The sequence below is a fragment of the Tardiphaga sp. 20_F10_N6_6 genome (assembly GCF_052076045.1).
In the GTDB taxonomy this organism is placed as follows: domain Bacteria; phylum Pseudomonadota; class Alphaproteobacteria; order Rhizobiales; family Xanthobacteraceae; genus Tardiphaga; species Tardiphaga robiniae.
Genome location: NZ_CP197239.1, coordinates 4,396,743 through 4,410,918, shown reverse-complemented (window position 1 = coordinate 4,410,918; position 14,176 = coordinate 4,396,743). Strand labels below are relative to the sequence as shown.

12 protein-coding genes and 1 riboswitch are annotated in these 14,176 nt (G+C 62.7%); of the genes, 6 read left to right on the top strand and 6 right to left on the bottom strand.

Annotated elements, in window-relative coordinates; genetic code table 11:
* Nucleotides 1–5: 5 nt before the first annotated feature.
* The gene (locus AB7813_RS21250; RefSeq protein WP_089266538.1) at nucleotides 6–353 is read left to right on the top strand and encodes a DUF167 domain-containing protein; all 348 of its coding nucleotides are present in this window, start codon (nucleotides 6–8) and stop codon (nucleotides 351–353) included.
* Nucleotides 350–1,234 carry a bifunctional methylenetetrahydrofolate dehydrogenase/methenyltetrahydrofolate cyclohydrolase FolD gene (folD, locus tag AB7813_RS21245; protein WP_441228342.1) on the top strand — a complete coding sequence of 295 codons (885 nt, stop codon included), beginning with the start codon at nucleotides 350–352 and terminating at the stop codon, nucleotides 1,232–1,234. The genes AB7813_RS21250 and folD overlap by 4 nt, the downstream gene beginning before the upstream one ends.
* Before the next feature lie 122 nt (nucleotides 1,235–1,356).
* Here the strand turns inward: folD and AB7813_RS21240 are convergent, their stop codons facing one another.
* The 3 genes from AB7813_RS21240 to AB7813_RS21230 all read right to left on the bottom strand — a co-directional run bounded on the left by AB7813_RS21240 (nucleotide 1,357) and on the right by AB7813_RS21230 (nucleotide 4,037).
* Nucleotides 1,357–2,838, bottom strand: a complete 1,482-nt coding sequence (locus AB7813_RS21240; RefSeq protein WP_441228341.1) for a M20 family peptidase — start codon at nucleotides 2,836–2,838, stop codon at nucleotides 1,357–1,359.
* Between the two features lie 31 nt (nucleotides 2,839–2,869).
* The gene (ppa, locus tag AB7813_RS21235) at nucleotides 2,870–3,424 is read right to left on the bottom strand and encodes an inorganic diphosphatase (RefSeq protein ID WP_175369480.1); all 555 of its coding nucleotides are present in this window, start codon (nucleotides 3,422–3,424) and stop codon (nucleotides 2,870–2,872) included.
* A 103-nt stretch (nucleotides 3,425–3,527) separates the two neighbouring features.
* Nucleotides 3,528–4,037 (bottom strand): GNAT family N-acetyltransferase, encoded by a 510-nt coding sequence (locus AB7813_RS21230; RefSeq protein ID WP_068737851.1) that lies wholly within the window; start codon nucleotides 4,035–4,037, stop codon nucleotides 3,528–3,530.
* Between the two features lie 279 nt (nucleotides 4,038–4,316).
* Here AB7813_RS21230 and AB7813_RS21225 point away from each other — a divergent pair, with 279 nt between their 5' ends.
* Together AB7813_RS21225 and AB7813_RS21220 are read left to right on the top strand one after the other, a co-directional pair.
* The gene (locus AB7813_RS21225; protein ID WP_439065532.1) at nucleotides 4,317–5,201 is read left to right on the top strand and encodes an alpha/beta hydrolase family protein; all 885 of its coding nucleotides are present in this window, start codon (nucleotides 4,317–4,319) and stop codon (nucleotides 5,199–5,201) included.
* 34 nt (nucleotides 5,202–5,235) lie between these two features.
* Complete coding sequence (locus AB7813_RS21220) at nucleotides 5,236–5,646, top strand: thiol-disulfide oxidoreductase DCC family protein (protein WP_244528098.1); 411 nt, start codon at nucleotides 5,236–5,238, stop codon at nucleotides 5,644–5,646.
* An 8-nt stretch (nucleotides 5,647–5,654) separates the two neighbouring features.
* On the opposite strand, the gene AB7813_RS21215 is transcribed toward AB7813_RS21220, so the two are convergent.
* Entirely contained in the window at nucleotides 5,655–6,908 is a 1,254-nt protein-coding gene (locus AB7813_RS21215; protein WP_441228340.1) for a flavin monoamine oxidase family protein, read from the bottom strand.
* Nucleotides 6,909–7,001: 93 nt separating this feature from the next.
* Here AB7813_RS21215 and maiA point away from each other — a divergent pair, with 93 nt between their 5' ends.
* Nucleotides 7,002–7,667 (top strand): maleylacetoacetate isomerase, encoded by a 666-nt coding sequence (maiA, locus tag AB7813_RS21210; protein ID WP_175369476.1) that lies wholly within the window; start codon nucleotides 7,002–7,004, stop codon nucleotides 7,665–7,667.
* Nucleotides 7,668–7,856: 189 nt separating this feature from the next.
* Here the strand turns inward: maiA and typA are convergent, their stop codons facing one another.
* Together typA and AB7813_RS21200 are read right to left on the bottom strand one after the other, a co-directional pair.
* Entirely contained in the window at nucleotides 7,857–9,680 is a 1,824-nt protein-coding gene (gene typA / locus AB7813_RS21205) for a translational GTPase TypA (RefSeq protein ID WP_089266528.1), read from the bottom strand.
* Nucleotides 9,681–9,912: 232 nt separating this feature from the next.
* Nucleotides 9,913–11,466, bottom strand: a complete 1,554-nt coding sequence (locus AB7813_RS21200) for an alkaline phosphatase D family protein (protein WP_441228339.1) — start codon at nucleotides 11,464–11,466, stop codon at nucleotides 9,913–9,915.
* A gap of 145 nt (nucleotides 11,467–11,611) precedes the next feature.
* A riboswitch (cobalamin riboswitch) is annotated at nucleotides 11,612–11,801 on the top strand.
* Between the two features lie 106 nt (nucleotides 11,802–11,907).
* On the opposite strand from AB7813_RS21200, the gene AB7813_RS21195 reads away from it, so the two are divergent.
* Complete coding sequence (locus tag AB7813_RS21195) at nucleotides 11,908–14,175, top strand: TonB-dependent receptor (protein ID WP_441228338.1); 2,268 nt, start codon at nucleotides 11,908–11,910, stop codon at nucleotides 14,173–14,175.
* The last annotated feature ends 1 nt before the right edge of the window (nucleotide 14,176 follow it).

Genomic DNA, 14,176 nt, shown 5'->3' with positions numbered 1-14,176 from the left:
GGTTCGTGGCAGATCCCTGGCGCTACGCGACTGACGGTGTCAGCATCGCCGTTCGCGTGACGCCGCGGGGTGGCCGAGACGATATCGACGGGATCGAGACGATGGCCAATGGCCGTTCGGTGGTGAAGGTGCGGGTGCGCGCCATCGCCGAGGGCGGCGAAGCCAACCGCGCCGTGACCGAACTGCTTGCCAAGCGGCTCGGCGTGCCGAAGCGCGATGTGCGCGTGCTGTCTGGCACCACGTCGCGCGTGAAGCAGATCGCGGTCGACGGCGACCCGACGAAACTGGGCGCGATGCTGCGCAGGATCACTGCAGCAACGCCCGACGACACAGACGACAGGACCGACACATGACCGCCAGCATCATCGATGGAAAGATCATTGCCGCCGAATTGCGCGGCCGCGTCGCCGCCGAAGTCGCGCGCGTCAAAGCCGAACATGCCGTGACGCCCGGCCTCGCCGTGGTACTGGTCGGCAGCGATCCCGCCAGCGAGGTCTATGTGCGTAGCAAGCACAAGCAGACCCAGGAAGCCGGCATGGCCTCCTTCGAACACAAGCTGCCCGCTGACGTCGCACAGGCCGATCTGATCGCGCTGGTGCAGAAGCTGAATGCCGATCCGACCGTGCACGGCATCCTCGTGCAACTGCCGCTGCCCAAGGGTCTCGATACCGACGCCGTCGTCAATGCCATCGATCCCGCCAAGGACGTCGATGGCCTCCACCCGACCAATGCCGGACGCCTTGCCAGCGGCATGCCTGCACTGTCGCCCTGCACGCCGCTCGGCTGCATCATCCTGACCAAGAGCGTGCACAAATCACTCGAAGGTATGAATGCCATCGTGATCGGCCGCTCCAATCTGGTCGGCCGTCCCTTGGTGCAATTGCTGCTCAACGAAAACGCCACCGTGACCATCGCGCATTCGAAGTCGCGCGATCTCGCCAAGCTCTGCGCGCAGGCGGATCTGGTCTATGCGGCTGTCGGCCGCCCTGAAATGGTGCGCGGCGACTGGATCAAGCCCGGCGCGACCGTGATCGATGTCGGCATCAATCGCCTGCCCGGCGCAGAGGGCAAGACGCGCCTCGTCGGCGACGTCGCCTATCAGGAAGCGCTGAAGACCGCCGGCGCGATTACGCCGGTGCCCGGCGGCGTAGGTCAGATGACAGTCGCCTGCCTGCTGGTGAACACGCTGCGCGCGGCATGTGCGATCCACAAGCTGGCGGCGCCCGCGGTTTAAAGCGCTCGCTCCGGCCCATCCACGTCATTGCGAGGAGCCTTGCGACGAAGCAATCCAGTTCTTGGCTTTCTGGATTGCTTCGCTGCGCTCGCAATGACGGCTGAGGGGTCGACGCAGAACTCTTACTTCGCCGTATTCTCGATCAACCGTCGATAGAACCGGATCATGTCTGCGTAATTCGCGACGCTCAGCCGTTCGTTGGTGCCGTGAAAACGCTTGAGGTCTTCCGACGTCGCGCGCACCGGCGAGAAGCGGAAGATGTTGTCCGTCACATTCGTATAGTGCCGCGAATCCGTTGCCGCGACCATCAGGCCCGGTGCCACCAGCGCATCCGGGAAAATCTCGCGAATGGTCTGATTGAGCGCGCGATAAGAAGGACTCGCGGTCCCGGTCACCGGGGGCGGATCGGTATTGCCGGGGAACGGCGCGATGGAAATCCTGTCGTTGCTGACCGCGCTGCGCACGTGTTCGGTGACGCTAGCTTGCGTATCGCCGGGCAACAGCCGGAAATTCACCGTGGCCTCCGCATTGCCCGGCAGCACATTGTCCTGCTCGCCGGCCTTGAAGATCGTCAGCGCCGTGGTCGTGCGCACCGTTGCCTCGGTCGGACCGCTCTTCTCGAATTCGCGCAGCAACAGCGGCTTGAACAGCCACAGATTGGACAGTACCACGCGGTTGAAGCCGCTCATTTCCGGCGCGATGGTGTCGAACATCTCGCCGACGGTGCCACGGATCTGCATCGGCAGGCGCTTGTTTTCGAGCTGCGTCAGCGCCGCGCTCATCATGCCGATGGCAGTCTCGCGCGGCGGCATCGACGAGTGACCGGGCGTGCCATGCGCGGTCAGCACCAGCGTCGCATAGCCTTTCTCGGCGACGCCGATCAGCGCCATCGGCTTGTCGAGCCCCTTGAGAATGCCCTCGGTGATCAAAAGGCCTTCATCGAGCACGAAGTCGAGCTTGACGCCACGCGACGTCAGCAGCGCCGCGATCGCCCTTGCGCCGCGGGTGCCGGAGACTTCTTCGTCATGGCCGAAGGCGAAATAGATGGTGCGCTTGGGGCGGAAACCCTGCTTCGCCATCACCTCGGCGGCCTCGAGGATTGAATACAGATTGCCCTTGTCGTCCCAGGAGCCACGGCCCCAGATGAAGCCATCGGCGACGACGCCCTTGAACGGCGGTTGCTGCCAGTCTTTCTCGGTGCCCGGTGCGACGGGCACGACATCCTGATGCGCCAGCAGCGCAATCGGCTTCAAGGCAGGATCGCTGCCTTCCCATGTGTAGAGCAGACTGTAGTTGCCGACGAGTTCGCGCTTCGCCGCCGCATGGAAGGCCGGGAAGCTCGCCACCAGATGCGCCTGCATCGCACGCAGTGGTTCGGCGGCCTGATCGGGATTGAGGAAATTGGAGATGGTCGGAAAGCGGATCGCCTCTGCAAGGCGCTCTGCGGCCGCCTGCTCATCAACCGGCGCCTTTGCCGCGGCGGTCACCTGAAGCTGCCGTGATCCCCCGCTGAACGTCTTGACGAGAACGATGCCCGCGAGCAGCAAAACGGCCGCGATGACGATCAGCGCGGCCGTTCGGAGCAGTTTGATCCATCGGCGCATCGGAAGTCCCCTTCTGCTACGCCGGTCTCTGTTACTTGGTCTTGGCGGCCGATTCTTTTGCAGATTTGGCGCGCTCGACCCCTTCGAGGATCAGGCGCTGCGCGTCGGCGGCATCGCCCCAGCGCACCACCTTGACCCACTTGCCGGGCTCGAGATCCTTGTAGTGCTCAAAGAAGTGCTGGATCTGCTGCAGCGTGATCTCAGGCAGATCGCTGTAGTTCTTCACCTTGTCGTAGCGCTGGGTCAGCTTCGAGGTCGGCACGGCGATGATCTTCTCATCGAGGCCGCCTTCGTCTTCCATCAACAGCACGCCGACGGGACGCACGCTCATCACCGCGCCCGGCACGATGGCTCGGGTGTTGGCAATCAGCACGTCACAGGGATCGCCGTCGCCGGACAAAGTGTGCGGGATGAAACCGTAATTCCCCGGGTAGCGCATCGGGGTGTAGAGGAAGCGATCGACGAACAGTGCGCCGGATTCCTTGTCCATCTCATATTTGATGGGCTCGCCGCCCACCTGGACCTCGATCACGACGTTCACTTCATGCGGCGCCTTGGCGCCGAGCGGGATTGCGTCAAGACGCATCAAACACTCCAGATTTCATAGGACAGGTTGCGACAGGCGTAGCCGAGCGGGAGCCCGGATTCAACGCCTGCGAGACCAGAAAATCATGAACCGGCTTAATGGCTTAATTCGTCCAGGCGAATGCCACTTTATCGAGCGATTTTGCGCCGAAACGCTCCGAGGAACGGGCGACCATGCGGCCACCCAGGGCGCGGTAGAACTCCGTGGCGCCCTCATTGTCCGACAGCGCCCAGATCACCATGCTCTTCAGCCCGCTCTGCACGAGATCGCGCTTGGCGGAGGCGAACAGCCGGCGGCCGAAGCCGAGGCCCTGGAATTCCGGACGCAGGTAAAGTTCGTAGATCTCGCCTTCGAACTGCAGGCTGCGGGCGCGGTTGCGACCGTAATTGGCGTAGCCGGCGACCTTGTCACCGAAGCACAAAACGCTGACGCGGCTGCCCTTGCGGATCGCCGAATCCCACCAGCCGGGACCGCGGCGGTTGATCAGCTTTTCCAATTCGGGGCCCGGGATGAGGCCTTGATAGGCCGCGCGCCAGGCTTCGTCATGGGTGGACGCCACCGCGGCTGCATCCGCAGCTTTGGCCGGCCGAACCTCGATCAGGGTTGTGCTCATGAGGGGATCAAAGCAAGTCGGCGGGCGCTCTTCAAGGTCCATCGTTAATTATCGGTTAACGTGTGGATTTTCAGCATCAGTTTACCGAAAGAGTTGTATCGAAAAAGGACAGAGGTGCATCCAATGCGCGCCGAACGCCATGTTTTCCACTGCTGGCACGTATCGCGCGAGTCGCGTCGCAGTTGCACACGCGTATCGATGTGCACAACTGCATCAATGTGATTCGCGGCGTGTAGAGTTCGACAGGCATTGCGTCCGCACGAAAGTCCCTGAGCGCTCATGAAACACGTCCAAGCGCTTTGCCTGCTGGCTGCATTGCTCGGAAGCGCCGCTACTGCCACAGCCCAGACATCAGGCGCGCAGGCCCCGGAAGAAGCGCCGCATCGCCGGCAGGTCTGGACGGTAGCGTCGCCCGATCCAAATACCAGTTCCCGCGCGGTGCTATTCCGCCCACCCGGCAATGGCCCGTTCCCGCTCGCTGTCATCGCGCATGCCACCACACAGAATGCGCTGCGCCGCGCGCAGATGCCGCAACCGGAATATCGCGCACTGGCCTCCTGGTTCGTTGGGCGTGGCTACGCCGTGCTGGTGCCCGAGCGCCCCGGCCATGGCTTAACCGGCGGGCGTTATCTCGAAGACCAGGGCGGCTGCGACAATGCCGACTATCTCGGCGCCGGCCGCGCCACGGCGGATAGTATCGCCGCAGCGATGACTGACATTCGCAAACAACCCTTCATTCGCAGCGACGGCACGATCGTCGTCGGCCATTCCGCGGGCGGCTGGGGCGCGCTCGCCATGGCCGGCGCCAATCCGCAAGGCGTCAGAGCGATCATTGCCTTTGCCCCCGGACGCGGCGGCCATGCCAATGACCGGCCGAATGACGTCTGCGCGCCGCAGCGCCTGATCGCCGCTGCCGCAACCTTCGGCAAGACGGCGCACGTTCCTGTGATCTGGCTCGTCGCGCGCAATGACAGCTATTTTTCGCCGGCCTTGTCACGCCAACTGGCGGATGCATTCCGCAAGGGCGGCGACAAGGTCGATGCCTACGAACTGCCCAATTTTCGAAGCGAGGGCCACTGGCTTGCGGAAAGCGACGGCGGTGACGACATCTATGGTGCTGCGCTGGACAAGGCTTTGAAGGCCATCACGGCGAGGAAGCGATGACGCGAAAACCTGCGCAACCGGAATGGACACCGCAGTGACCGAGCCCTGGCCCGACGACGACGTCATCCTCTATGACGGCGTCTGTATCTTCTGCTCGCGCTGGATCCAGTTCGTCGCCAAACGCGACACTGATCATCGCTTCCACTTCACCCCGATCCAGTCCGACTATGGCAGCCGCCTCGCCCGCCATTTCGGCATCGATCCCGCCGATCCCGACACCAATGCGGTGATCCATGGCGGCGTGGCTTATGTCAGATCCGATGCGGCGCTGACGGTGCTGTCGACCCTGCCCGGCTGGCAATGGGTGCGCGTGCTGTTCGCCGTGCCGAAGGCGCTGCGCAATCCGGTCTACAGCCTGATCGCAACGAACCGCTATCGCATCTTCGGAAAGACCGAGGCGTGTATCGTGCCGGATGCGGCGATGAGGGCGAGGGTGATGGAGTAAGCGAGCGCCTACGCTTTGCTCTGGTTGCCTGTGGCCAGCACTTCCTTCGCCGCCCGCTCTCCACTCTCCCGCGCCCCATGCGCCGTCGAGAAGAAATTCGGCGATGTCGCTTCGCCGGCAAAGAACAGCCTGCCATCCACCGGCGCCGCGAGGACCGCGCGGGCATCGGCATGGCCGGGCTTCGCCGCCGAATAGGCGCCTTGCGCGAAGCGATCATGTCCCCAGCGGGATTCCGCGAGCGGCGTGAGCTTGCTGCGGATGTCTGAGCCGAGCAGCGCCACGATCTCGTCGATGCTTTGCGCAGCGAGCGCGCCCTCACCGGCGTCTTCCAGTTCGCGTGCGAAACTGCCCCCGAAGAAGCCGGCGATGCAGGGGCGGCCGGACGGGCGCAGATGAAAGCTGCCGACACCGGTGCGCATGGCGGCGCCGCGCAACCCGATATCGGACGGCCACTTCTCCGCATCGGCGAGCGCCAGCATCACCTTGTTGTCCGCGCCGAGCGGCAGGCCGGCGGCGGCCTCGACCTTGCCGGGCAACGGCGGCGTGAAGCGGATATTTTCATTGGCGATGAGATTGGTCGGCACGCAGACGATCACTTTCGCCGCGCCGAGCGTGCCGCGCGACGTCTCGATGCGGATACGCGCACCGGAATGATCGATGAGGGTCACTTCGGTATTCAGCGCCACCGAACATGGCGCGCCATAGGCTGCGATCAGCGCGCCGTAGCCATCGGGCAGGCGCCAGTTGATGTCCGTGTCCTCATAGGCATCCATGTCGTGCAGCGACACATCCTTGAGCTCGAAACCGTTGATATAGGTCGAGACCGCATCGATCATCGGATTCCACGGATTGCCGGGTTCGAGGCAAGTCGCAGCAGGCGCATCGATCTCGTTTTCCGCGGCCTCCTCGGCGCGCTCATAGAACGCGTCGATCGCGGCGAAGAACTCATCGCGCTTCGCCTTCGAGAAGGCGGCATCATAGGCCTGATCGCGCCACGGCGGGCGCGACTTGTCGACGGCGAAGCCGAGCTCTTTCGCGATGCTGACGAAGTCATTCTTGTCGGCGGAGTGCAGCCATTCACAGCCCAGATCGAACGGAATGCCGGGGGTCGCCATGATCGTATGGGCGCGGCCGCCGATCCGGTCGCGCGCTTCCAGCACGATCACGGAGAGCCCGGAACCTTCCAGCATACGCGCGGCGCCGAGGCCGGCAGCGCCGGCTCCGATGATGGCGACATCTACTTCGGAAGGCAGTCTGGTCATCGCGTCGGTATTCACAGCGGATGGGAAACGGGTGACAACGGGATAAAGGCTTGCTTGAATTATTCAAGCCACCGCTGCCCTCGGAGAAGATGCATGACAGCCCCACACGATTTCGAACTCTACGGCTTCTGGCGGACGTCCGCGACCTATCGCGTCCGCGTGGCGCTCAACCTGAAGGGATTGGAAGCGCACGAGCGCGTGATCGACCTCGACAAGGGCGAGCAGCGCGGCGACGCGTTCCTCAAGATCAATCCGCTCGGCGCGATTCCGGCCCTGATCGAGCCCGGCCACCTGCCGCTAACGCAGTCGCTGGCGATCCTGGAATTCCTCGACGAGATCCATCCGACCCCGCCGCTGCTGCCGAGCGATCCACACGGCCGCGCCCGGGTGCGTTCGATCGCCGCGATGCTGGCCGCCGACACCCACCCGCTCATTACGCCGCGTGTGCGGAAATATCTCGCCATCACCGCCGGCTTTGACGATGCCGCAGTTCGCGCCTGGCTGGTGCACTGGTTCACCACGGGCCTCGTCGCCGTGGAGAAGCGCCTCGCCAGCGAGCCCGCCACCGGCCGCTTCTGTCATGGCGACGAGGTGACCATCGCCGACATCTGTCTGCTCAGCATCACCGCAACCATGAAGGTGCTGAAGATCGAGATTGCAGGTATTCCAACCATCAATCGCATCGTCGCCACCTGCGAGGCGATGGAGGCGTTTGCGAAGGCGGATCCGTTGAAGCAGGTGGGAGCGCCGGCAAATTGACTCCGCCCTCATCCTGAGGAGCCGCGCAGCGGCGTCTCGAAGGATGGCCACAAGCGTCGGCGCGACACCAACTCATGGTTCGAGACGGCGCTGCGCGCCTCCTCACCACGAGGGGCGGAGTGAAGGCATCGCACCAAACAAAAATGCCCGGCTCTCGCCGGGCATTTCGTAATCCACTAAAGAATGCGCTTACGCGATCACTTCCTTGGTCTTTTCGGCGCGCTTGCGGTCGTTGGCATCGAGATGCTTCTTGCGCAGGCGGATCGACTTCGGGGTGATCTCGACCAGCTCGTCGCTCTCGATATAGGCCAGCGCCTTTTCAAGGGTCATGCGGATCGGCGGCGTCAAACGCACCGCTTCATCCTTCGAGGTAGTGCGGATGTTGGAGAGCTGCTTGCCCTTGAGAACGTTGAGTTCGAGATCGTTCTCACGGGTGTGCTCGCCGATGATCATGCCCTTGTAGACCTTCCAACCGGGCTCGATCATCATCGGGCCGCGATCTTCCAGCTTGAACATGGCGTAGGCAACCGCTTCGCCCTGGTCGTTGGAGATCAGCACGCCATTACGGCGGCCGGCGATCTCGCCCTTATAGGGCAGGTAGTCGTGGAACAGGCGGTTCATGATCGCGGTACCCTTGGTATCGGTCATGAGTTCGCCCTGATAGCCAATCAGGCCGCGGGTCGGCGCGTAGAACACCAGACGCAGACGGTTGCCGCCCGACGGACGCATCTCGATCATCTCGGCCTTGCGTTCGCTCATCTTCTGAACGACCACGCCGGAGAATTCCTCATCCACGTCGATGACGACTTCCTCGACCGGCTCCAGCGTGTTGCCGTTCTCGTCCTTGGTGAGAACCACGCGCGGACGCGACACCGACAGTTCGAAGCCTTCGCGGCGCATGTTCTCGATCAGGATCGCGAGCTGCAATTCGCCGCGGCCCGACACTTCCATCGCGTCACGGTCGGCGGATTCGACGACCTTGAGCGCGACATTGCCTTCGGCTTCGCGCAACAGGCGATCGCGGATCAGGCGGCTGGTGACCTTGTCGCCTTCGGTGCCGGCGAGCGGCGAGTTGTTGACGATGAAGGACATCGACACGGTCGGCGGATCGATCGGCTGCGCCTGGATCGGAATTTCAACCGACGGATCGCAGAAGGTATCGGCAACAGTGCCCTTCGGCAGGCCGGCGATGGCAACGATGTCGCCAGCTTCGGCGAGTTCCACCGGCTGGCGCTCAAGGCCGCGGAAGGCCAGGATCTTGGTGATACGGCCGGTTTCGACGACCTTGCCGTCACGCGACAGCACCTTGACGGCCTGGTTCGGCTTCACCGAACCAGCCGAGATGCGACCGGTGATGATGCGACCGAGATAGGGGTTGGCTTCCAGGATGGTTCCGAGCATGCGGAACGCACCTTCTTCAACCACCGGCGGCGCGACATGCTTGATGACGAGATCGAACAGCGGCTTCATGCCGACATCATGCGACGCGTCCGGGCTGTCGGCCATCCAGCCGTTGCGGCCCGATCCGTACAGAATCGGGAAATCGAGCTGGTCGTCGGTGGCGTCGAGCGCTGCGAACAGGTCGAACACTTCGTTGACGACTTCGGTGATGCGGGCGTCCTGACGGTCGACCTTGTTGATCGCGACGATCGGCTTGAGGCCGAGCTTCAGCGCCTTGCCGACCACGAACTTGGTCTGCGGCATCGGGCCTTCAGCAGCGTCGACGAGCACGATCACGCCATCGACCATCGACAGGATGCGTTCGACTTCGCCGCCGAAGTCAGCGTGGCCCGGGGTGTCGACGATGTTGATTTGGACTTCATCCCACAGCACCGAGGTGCACTTGGCGAGAATGGTGATGCCGCGCTCTTTTTCGATGTCGTTCGAATCCATCGCGCGTTCCTGGACGCGCTGATTGTCGCGATACGTGCCCGACTGCTGCAGCAGCTTGTCCACGAGAGTGGTTTTGCCGTGGTCAACGTGGGCGATGATAGCAATGTTGCGAAGGTTCATAGGTCTTCTTCTGGTTACGGTCTGGGTGCCCTTGAGCGGGTTCAACAAGACATGCTCGACAACAAAAGGCTTATGCCTTGCGCTCGAGCGCGTTCGATAACTGCCTCGTCTGAAAACGCGCTGGGGCAATCCCTCCAAAAGCAAACCCGGCCAGAAGGGGCCGGGTACTCGGACGCGTTGCGGCGCAATATAGGGGGAAATCGCCGAAAAACAATGCGAATCTGCCAAATGGTTAGCCCAATTTCGGGTCCAGAACCGTGGCCCAAAGGGCCATATCGGCCCGATCCCGGAGCGTAACGGTCATTTGGCCGCTTTGGCCGTCGATTTTGACGTGACCGAAGAACTGCATGCCGGCCGACGGGGGCAAATTCTGCTTATCGGGCCCCGGCGCCTTCACGAAACGGACCTCGGGACCGAAGGTATTGTCGAGCGCCGCCGGGCCGAAGGTTCCGGCGTGGAACGGCCCGGAAACGAACTCCCAGAACGGCTCGAAATCCTGGAACTGGGCCTTCTCCGGATTGTAGTAATGCGCCGCCGTGTAATGCACGTCGGCGGTCAGCCAGACCGTGTTGCGGATACCGGCCGATTTGATGAAGCGCAGAATATCGGCAATTTCCAGCTCGCGGCCCCGCACTGGCCCGTCGCCCTGCGCAATGGCCTCAGACCCGGTTTTGTCGGCAGCGTTGTCATAGACGACGAGGCCGATCGGCATGTCGGAGGCGATGACCTTCCAGGTCGCCTTCGACGCCATCAGGGCGCGCTTCAGCCAGGCCATCTGCTCCGGGCCGATGAAATACGCATCCGGACCATAGCTCTCCTGCAGATTCGGGCCGTTGGGCCCGCGATAGCTGCGCTCGTCCAGCATGAAGACATCGAGATGCGGGCCGTAATTGAGCGTGCGATAGACCCGGCCGTGTTCGGTCAGATTGACCGAGATCGGATACATCTCGTGAAAGGCACGCGCGCCGCGCGCAGCCAGTAGCGTGATGTCGCGCTCCTTGTAAGACGACGGCAACTGCTTCGAGAGCGACCAGTTGTTGGTGACCTCGTGATCGTCCCACTGGCCGAAGATCGGCACCTGCGCATTGAATGCGCGGACATTGTCGTCGAGTAGATTGTATTTGTGCGCGGCGCGGAATTCATCGAGCGTTTCGGCGACCTTCGCCTTCTCCGGCACCGTGATGGTGTTCTTCCAGATCGCGCCGTCAGGCAGTTTCGTTTCAGGCAGGATCGGACCATCGGCGTAGATCGTATCGCCGGAATGGATCAGGAAATCCGGGTTGTGCTTTCGCATGGTGGCGAAGGTGACCATGCCGCCATCGTCAGCATTGATACCCCAGCCCTGGCCGGCGACATCGCCGCCCCAGACAAAGGACACATCGCGGCGATCCGCCGGCGCGGTGCGGAAGCGGCCGATCACGGGCTCGCCGACGATGTCGGTATGCGAGAGATCGCGGAATTTGACGCGGTAGAAGATGTCCTGCCCGGCCGGCAGATTATCGAGCAGCAGCTTCGCCGTGAAATCGCTCTCGGGCAGCGCTGCAATCGGCGGCAAGGCGCGCGCATTGCTGAAGGATTCGGTGGTGGCGACTTCCACCATCATCTGCGCCGGACGATCGGCGCGCGACCAGATCATGCCACTGCTCGTCCCGACATCGCCGGACTGCACGCCATGCGACACCACCGGACGATCCGCCGCACGGCTGAGGTAAGGCATCGCCAGGAAGCTTGCGCCTGCTGCGGCTGAGTGCGCGAGGAAGCGACGACGGGAAATATGTAGCGCCATGGCGAACTCCTGATCCTGGCTCTGGCACCAGTGGCTCTAGGCAGATCGCTTGACGCTGCGATGACAGGTGATGCGCAATATCAACACCCGCCAAAGCAAGCTGCGAATGATTGGCAGCTTGATTGACACATTTGGAAATTTCACCTTAACGTGAACGCGACGGTTCCCTTCGGGGATCAAAAGGGAATGCGGTGAGGGGGATCCCCCGATTCCGCGGCTGCCCCCGCAACTGTAAGCGGCGAGCCTGCGCCAAGAGCCACTGGGTGTTCACCTGGGAAGGCGGCGACAGGCAGTGACCCGCGAGCCAGGAGACCTGCCGCCAGTCGTGGTCACACGCGAGCACATTGGGCGGGGTGTCCTGGTGGAAGTCACACTGCCTGTTTGAAAGCGGCGGGGCGACTTGGTTTGCGGTGACGTGCCACGTAACCGCGAGTCCTGTTCATGACCTCCGTTTCTCCCGTCGCATTGAAGCGACATGCTCCCTTTCTTTATTCTGTTGCCCTCTCCTGCTTGTTGTGTCCGAGCGAAAGCTGGTCGCAAACCTCACAGTCGAGCCAGACGCTCGATCCTGTTGTCGTTCAGCCGTCAGCGACGCCTCAGCGCGCACGCCGCGCCACGAACGGCAATGCATCGCGCGCTGCGCGCTCGCGGCAGCAGCGCAATGTCGCTGCCAATACCGGCGCGCCGGTTGCCACGCCGACAGGCGCTGTCTTCGCAGCGCCGACGCTCAACCTCACAGGCACTACATCCACCGGCAGCCGCCTCGGCCTCACGCGCCTGCAGACGCCGGCCAGCGTCGAAGTGATCTCGGCAGAAACCATGGCCGAACGCGGCCAGCAGAACGTCGTCGATGCCGTCACGCAGAATGCCACCGGCTTTACGGCCATTGGCGAACCCGGCAATGGTGGCATTGCTTTCAGCACCCGCGGCTTCGCCGGCAGCGGCTCAGTCACCTCGCTCTATGACGGCACACGCCTCTATGTCGGCTCCGGCACGGTGAACTTCCCCTTCGACACCTGGACCGCCGAGAAGATCGAAGTGCTGCGCGGCCCCGCCTCCGTCATGTATGGCGAAGGCGCCATCGGCGGCGCTATCAACGTGATTTCGAAACTGCCGCTCTGGGTGCCACGCAACCAGGCCGAAATCTCTCTGGACAGCAACATGACGCGCCGCATCGCTCTCGATAGCGGCGGCCCGGTCAGCAAGGACGTCGCCTATCGTATCGCCGTCACCGGCAACGCGTCCGATGGTTGGGTCGATCGCGACAACACCTCGAACATCGCGCTGCACGCCGCCGTGCAGATCAAGCAGACCGAGGACATCACCTGGACGCTCTCCACCGACTATGGCGACCGCCATCCATCAAAATATTTCGGCACGCCGCTGATTAACGGCCAGCTCAATGAGGCGATCCGCTTCAAGAACTACAATGTCAGCGACAGCAACATCCGCTATCAGGACAGTTGGAGCCAGGTGAAGACCGAGTGGCAGGTGGCCGACGGCATCACCCTGCGCAACACGCTCTATTACATGTATGCGAAGCGCCACTGGAAGGAGGTCGAGATCTACGGCTTCAATTCCGGCACCGGCCTGATCGATCGCGGCGATTATCTCGAGATCTTCCACCAGCAGCAGCAGATCGGCGACCGCATGGACGCCACCTTCGAGGGCCATCTGTTCGGCATGGTCAACACCTTCGTGGCGGGCTTCGACGTTAACCGCATCGACTTCAAGCACACCAACAATTCGCCGTTTAGCGGGTCCTCATCGGTCAATCCGTATAATTTCGATCCCGGCCTGTTCAGCAGCCCGGACCCGACGATTCCCGGCTTCAAGAGCGTCGCCAATCAGTACGCATTCTTCGCCGAGAACCGACTGGCCGTCACCGAACAATTGTCGCTGATCGCCGGCGTCCGCCAGGACCAACCGACCGTCGAACGAACCGACTATCGCACCCCCGCCAACAGCTACACCCGGGACTATTCGGCGACCTCGTGGCGCGCCGGCGTCGTCTATACGCCGATTCAGAACCTTGCTTTCTATGGCCAGTATTCGACGGCGGTCGATACCATCGGCGGCTTGATCTCGGCGAGTAACGCCAATGCGAAGTTTGACCTCGCGACCGGCAAACAGGCCGAGATCGGCGTCAAGCAGTCGTTCTGGGGCGGCCGCGGCGAGTGGACGCTCGCTGCCTATGAGATCGTGAAGAACAATCTGCTGGCCGTCGTTCCCGGTAGCGGCGGAGCGGTTCAGCAGGTCGGCCAGCAGTCATCGCGCGGTGTCGAGGCCTCGATCGGTCTCGTGCTCGAATACGGCTGGCGCATCGATGCCAACACCGCGCTCCTGCGCGCAAAGTATGACGACTTCCTGCAGGCCAGCGGCGTGAATTTTGCCGGCAACGTCCCGATCAATGTCCCGCAGAACGTCTCCAATATCTGGGCAACATGGGGCTTTGCGCCAAACTGGTCGGCCAATGCCGGCGTGCAGATTGTCGGCAAGACCTATGCAGACAACGCGAATACGCTGGAAATGCCGAGCTACACAGTTGTGAATGCCGGCCTGCAATGGAAGCCGGACGTCAACACCACGGTGTCGCTGCGCGTTTACAACCTGTTCGACAAGATCTACGCGACGTCGAGCTACAGCGACAATCAGTGGATGCTCGGCATGCCACGCACCGCCCAACTCGCTGTCAACGTGAAATTCTGAA

What these genes read in the sequence shown, in the direction of transcription:
- folD (WP_441228342.1), top strand. Translation starts at nt 350, where the DNA reads ATGACCGCCAGCATCATCGATGGAAAGATCATTGCCGCCGAATTGCGC.
- AB7813_RS21240 (WP_441228341.1), bottom strand. Translation starts at nt 2,838, where the DNA reads ATGCGCCGATGGATCAAACTGCTCCGAACGGCCGCGCTGATCGTCATC.
- ppa (WP_175369480.1), bottom strand. Translation starts at nt 3,424, where the DNA reads ATGCGTCTTGACGCAATCCCGCTCGGCGCCAAGGCGCCGCATGAAGTG.
- AB7813_RS21230 (WP_068737851.1), bottom strand. Translation starts at nt 4,037, where the DNA reads ATGAGCACAACCCTGATCGAGGTTCGGCCGGCCAAAGCTGCGGATGCA.
- AB7813_RS21225 (WP_439065532.1), top strand. Translation starts at nt 4,317, where the DNA reads ATGAAACACGTCCAAGCGCTTTGCCTGCTGGCTGCATTGCTCGGAAGC.
- AB7813_RS21215 (WP_441228340.1), bottom strand. Translation starts at nt 6,908, where the DNA reads ATGACCAGACTGCCTTCCGAAGTAGATGTCGCCATCATCGGAGCCGGC.
- maiA (WP_175369476.1), top strand. Translation starts at nt 7,002, where the DNA reads ATGACAGCCCCACACGATTTCGAACTCTACGGCTTCTGGCGGACGTCC.
- typA (WP_089266528.1), bottom strand. Translation starts at nt 9,680, where the DNA reads ATGAACCTTCGCAACATTGCTATCATCGCCCACGTTGACCACGGCAAA.
- AB7813_RS21200 (WP_441228339.1), bottom strand. Translation starts at nt 11,466, where the DNA reads ATGGCGCTACATATTTCCCGTCGTCGCTTCCTCGCGCACTCAGCCGCA.
- AB7813_RS21195 (WP_441228338.1), top strand. Translation starts at nt 11,908, where the DNA reads ATGACCTCCGTTTCTCCCGTCGCATTGAAGCGACATGCTCCCTTTCTT.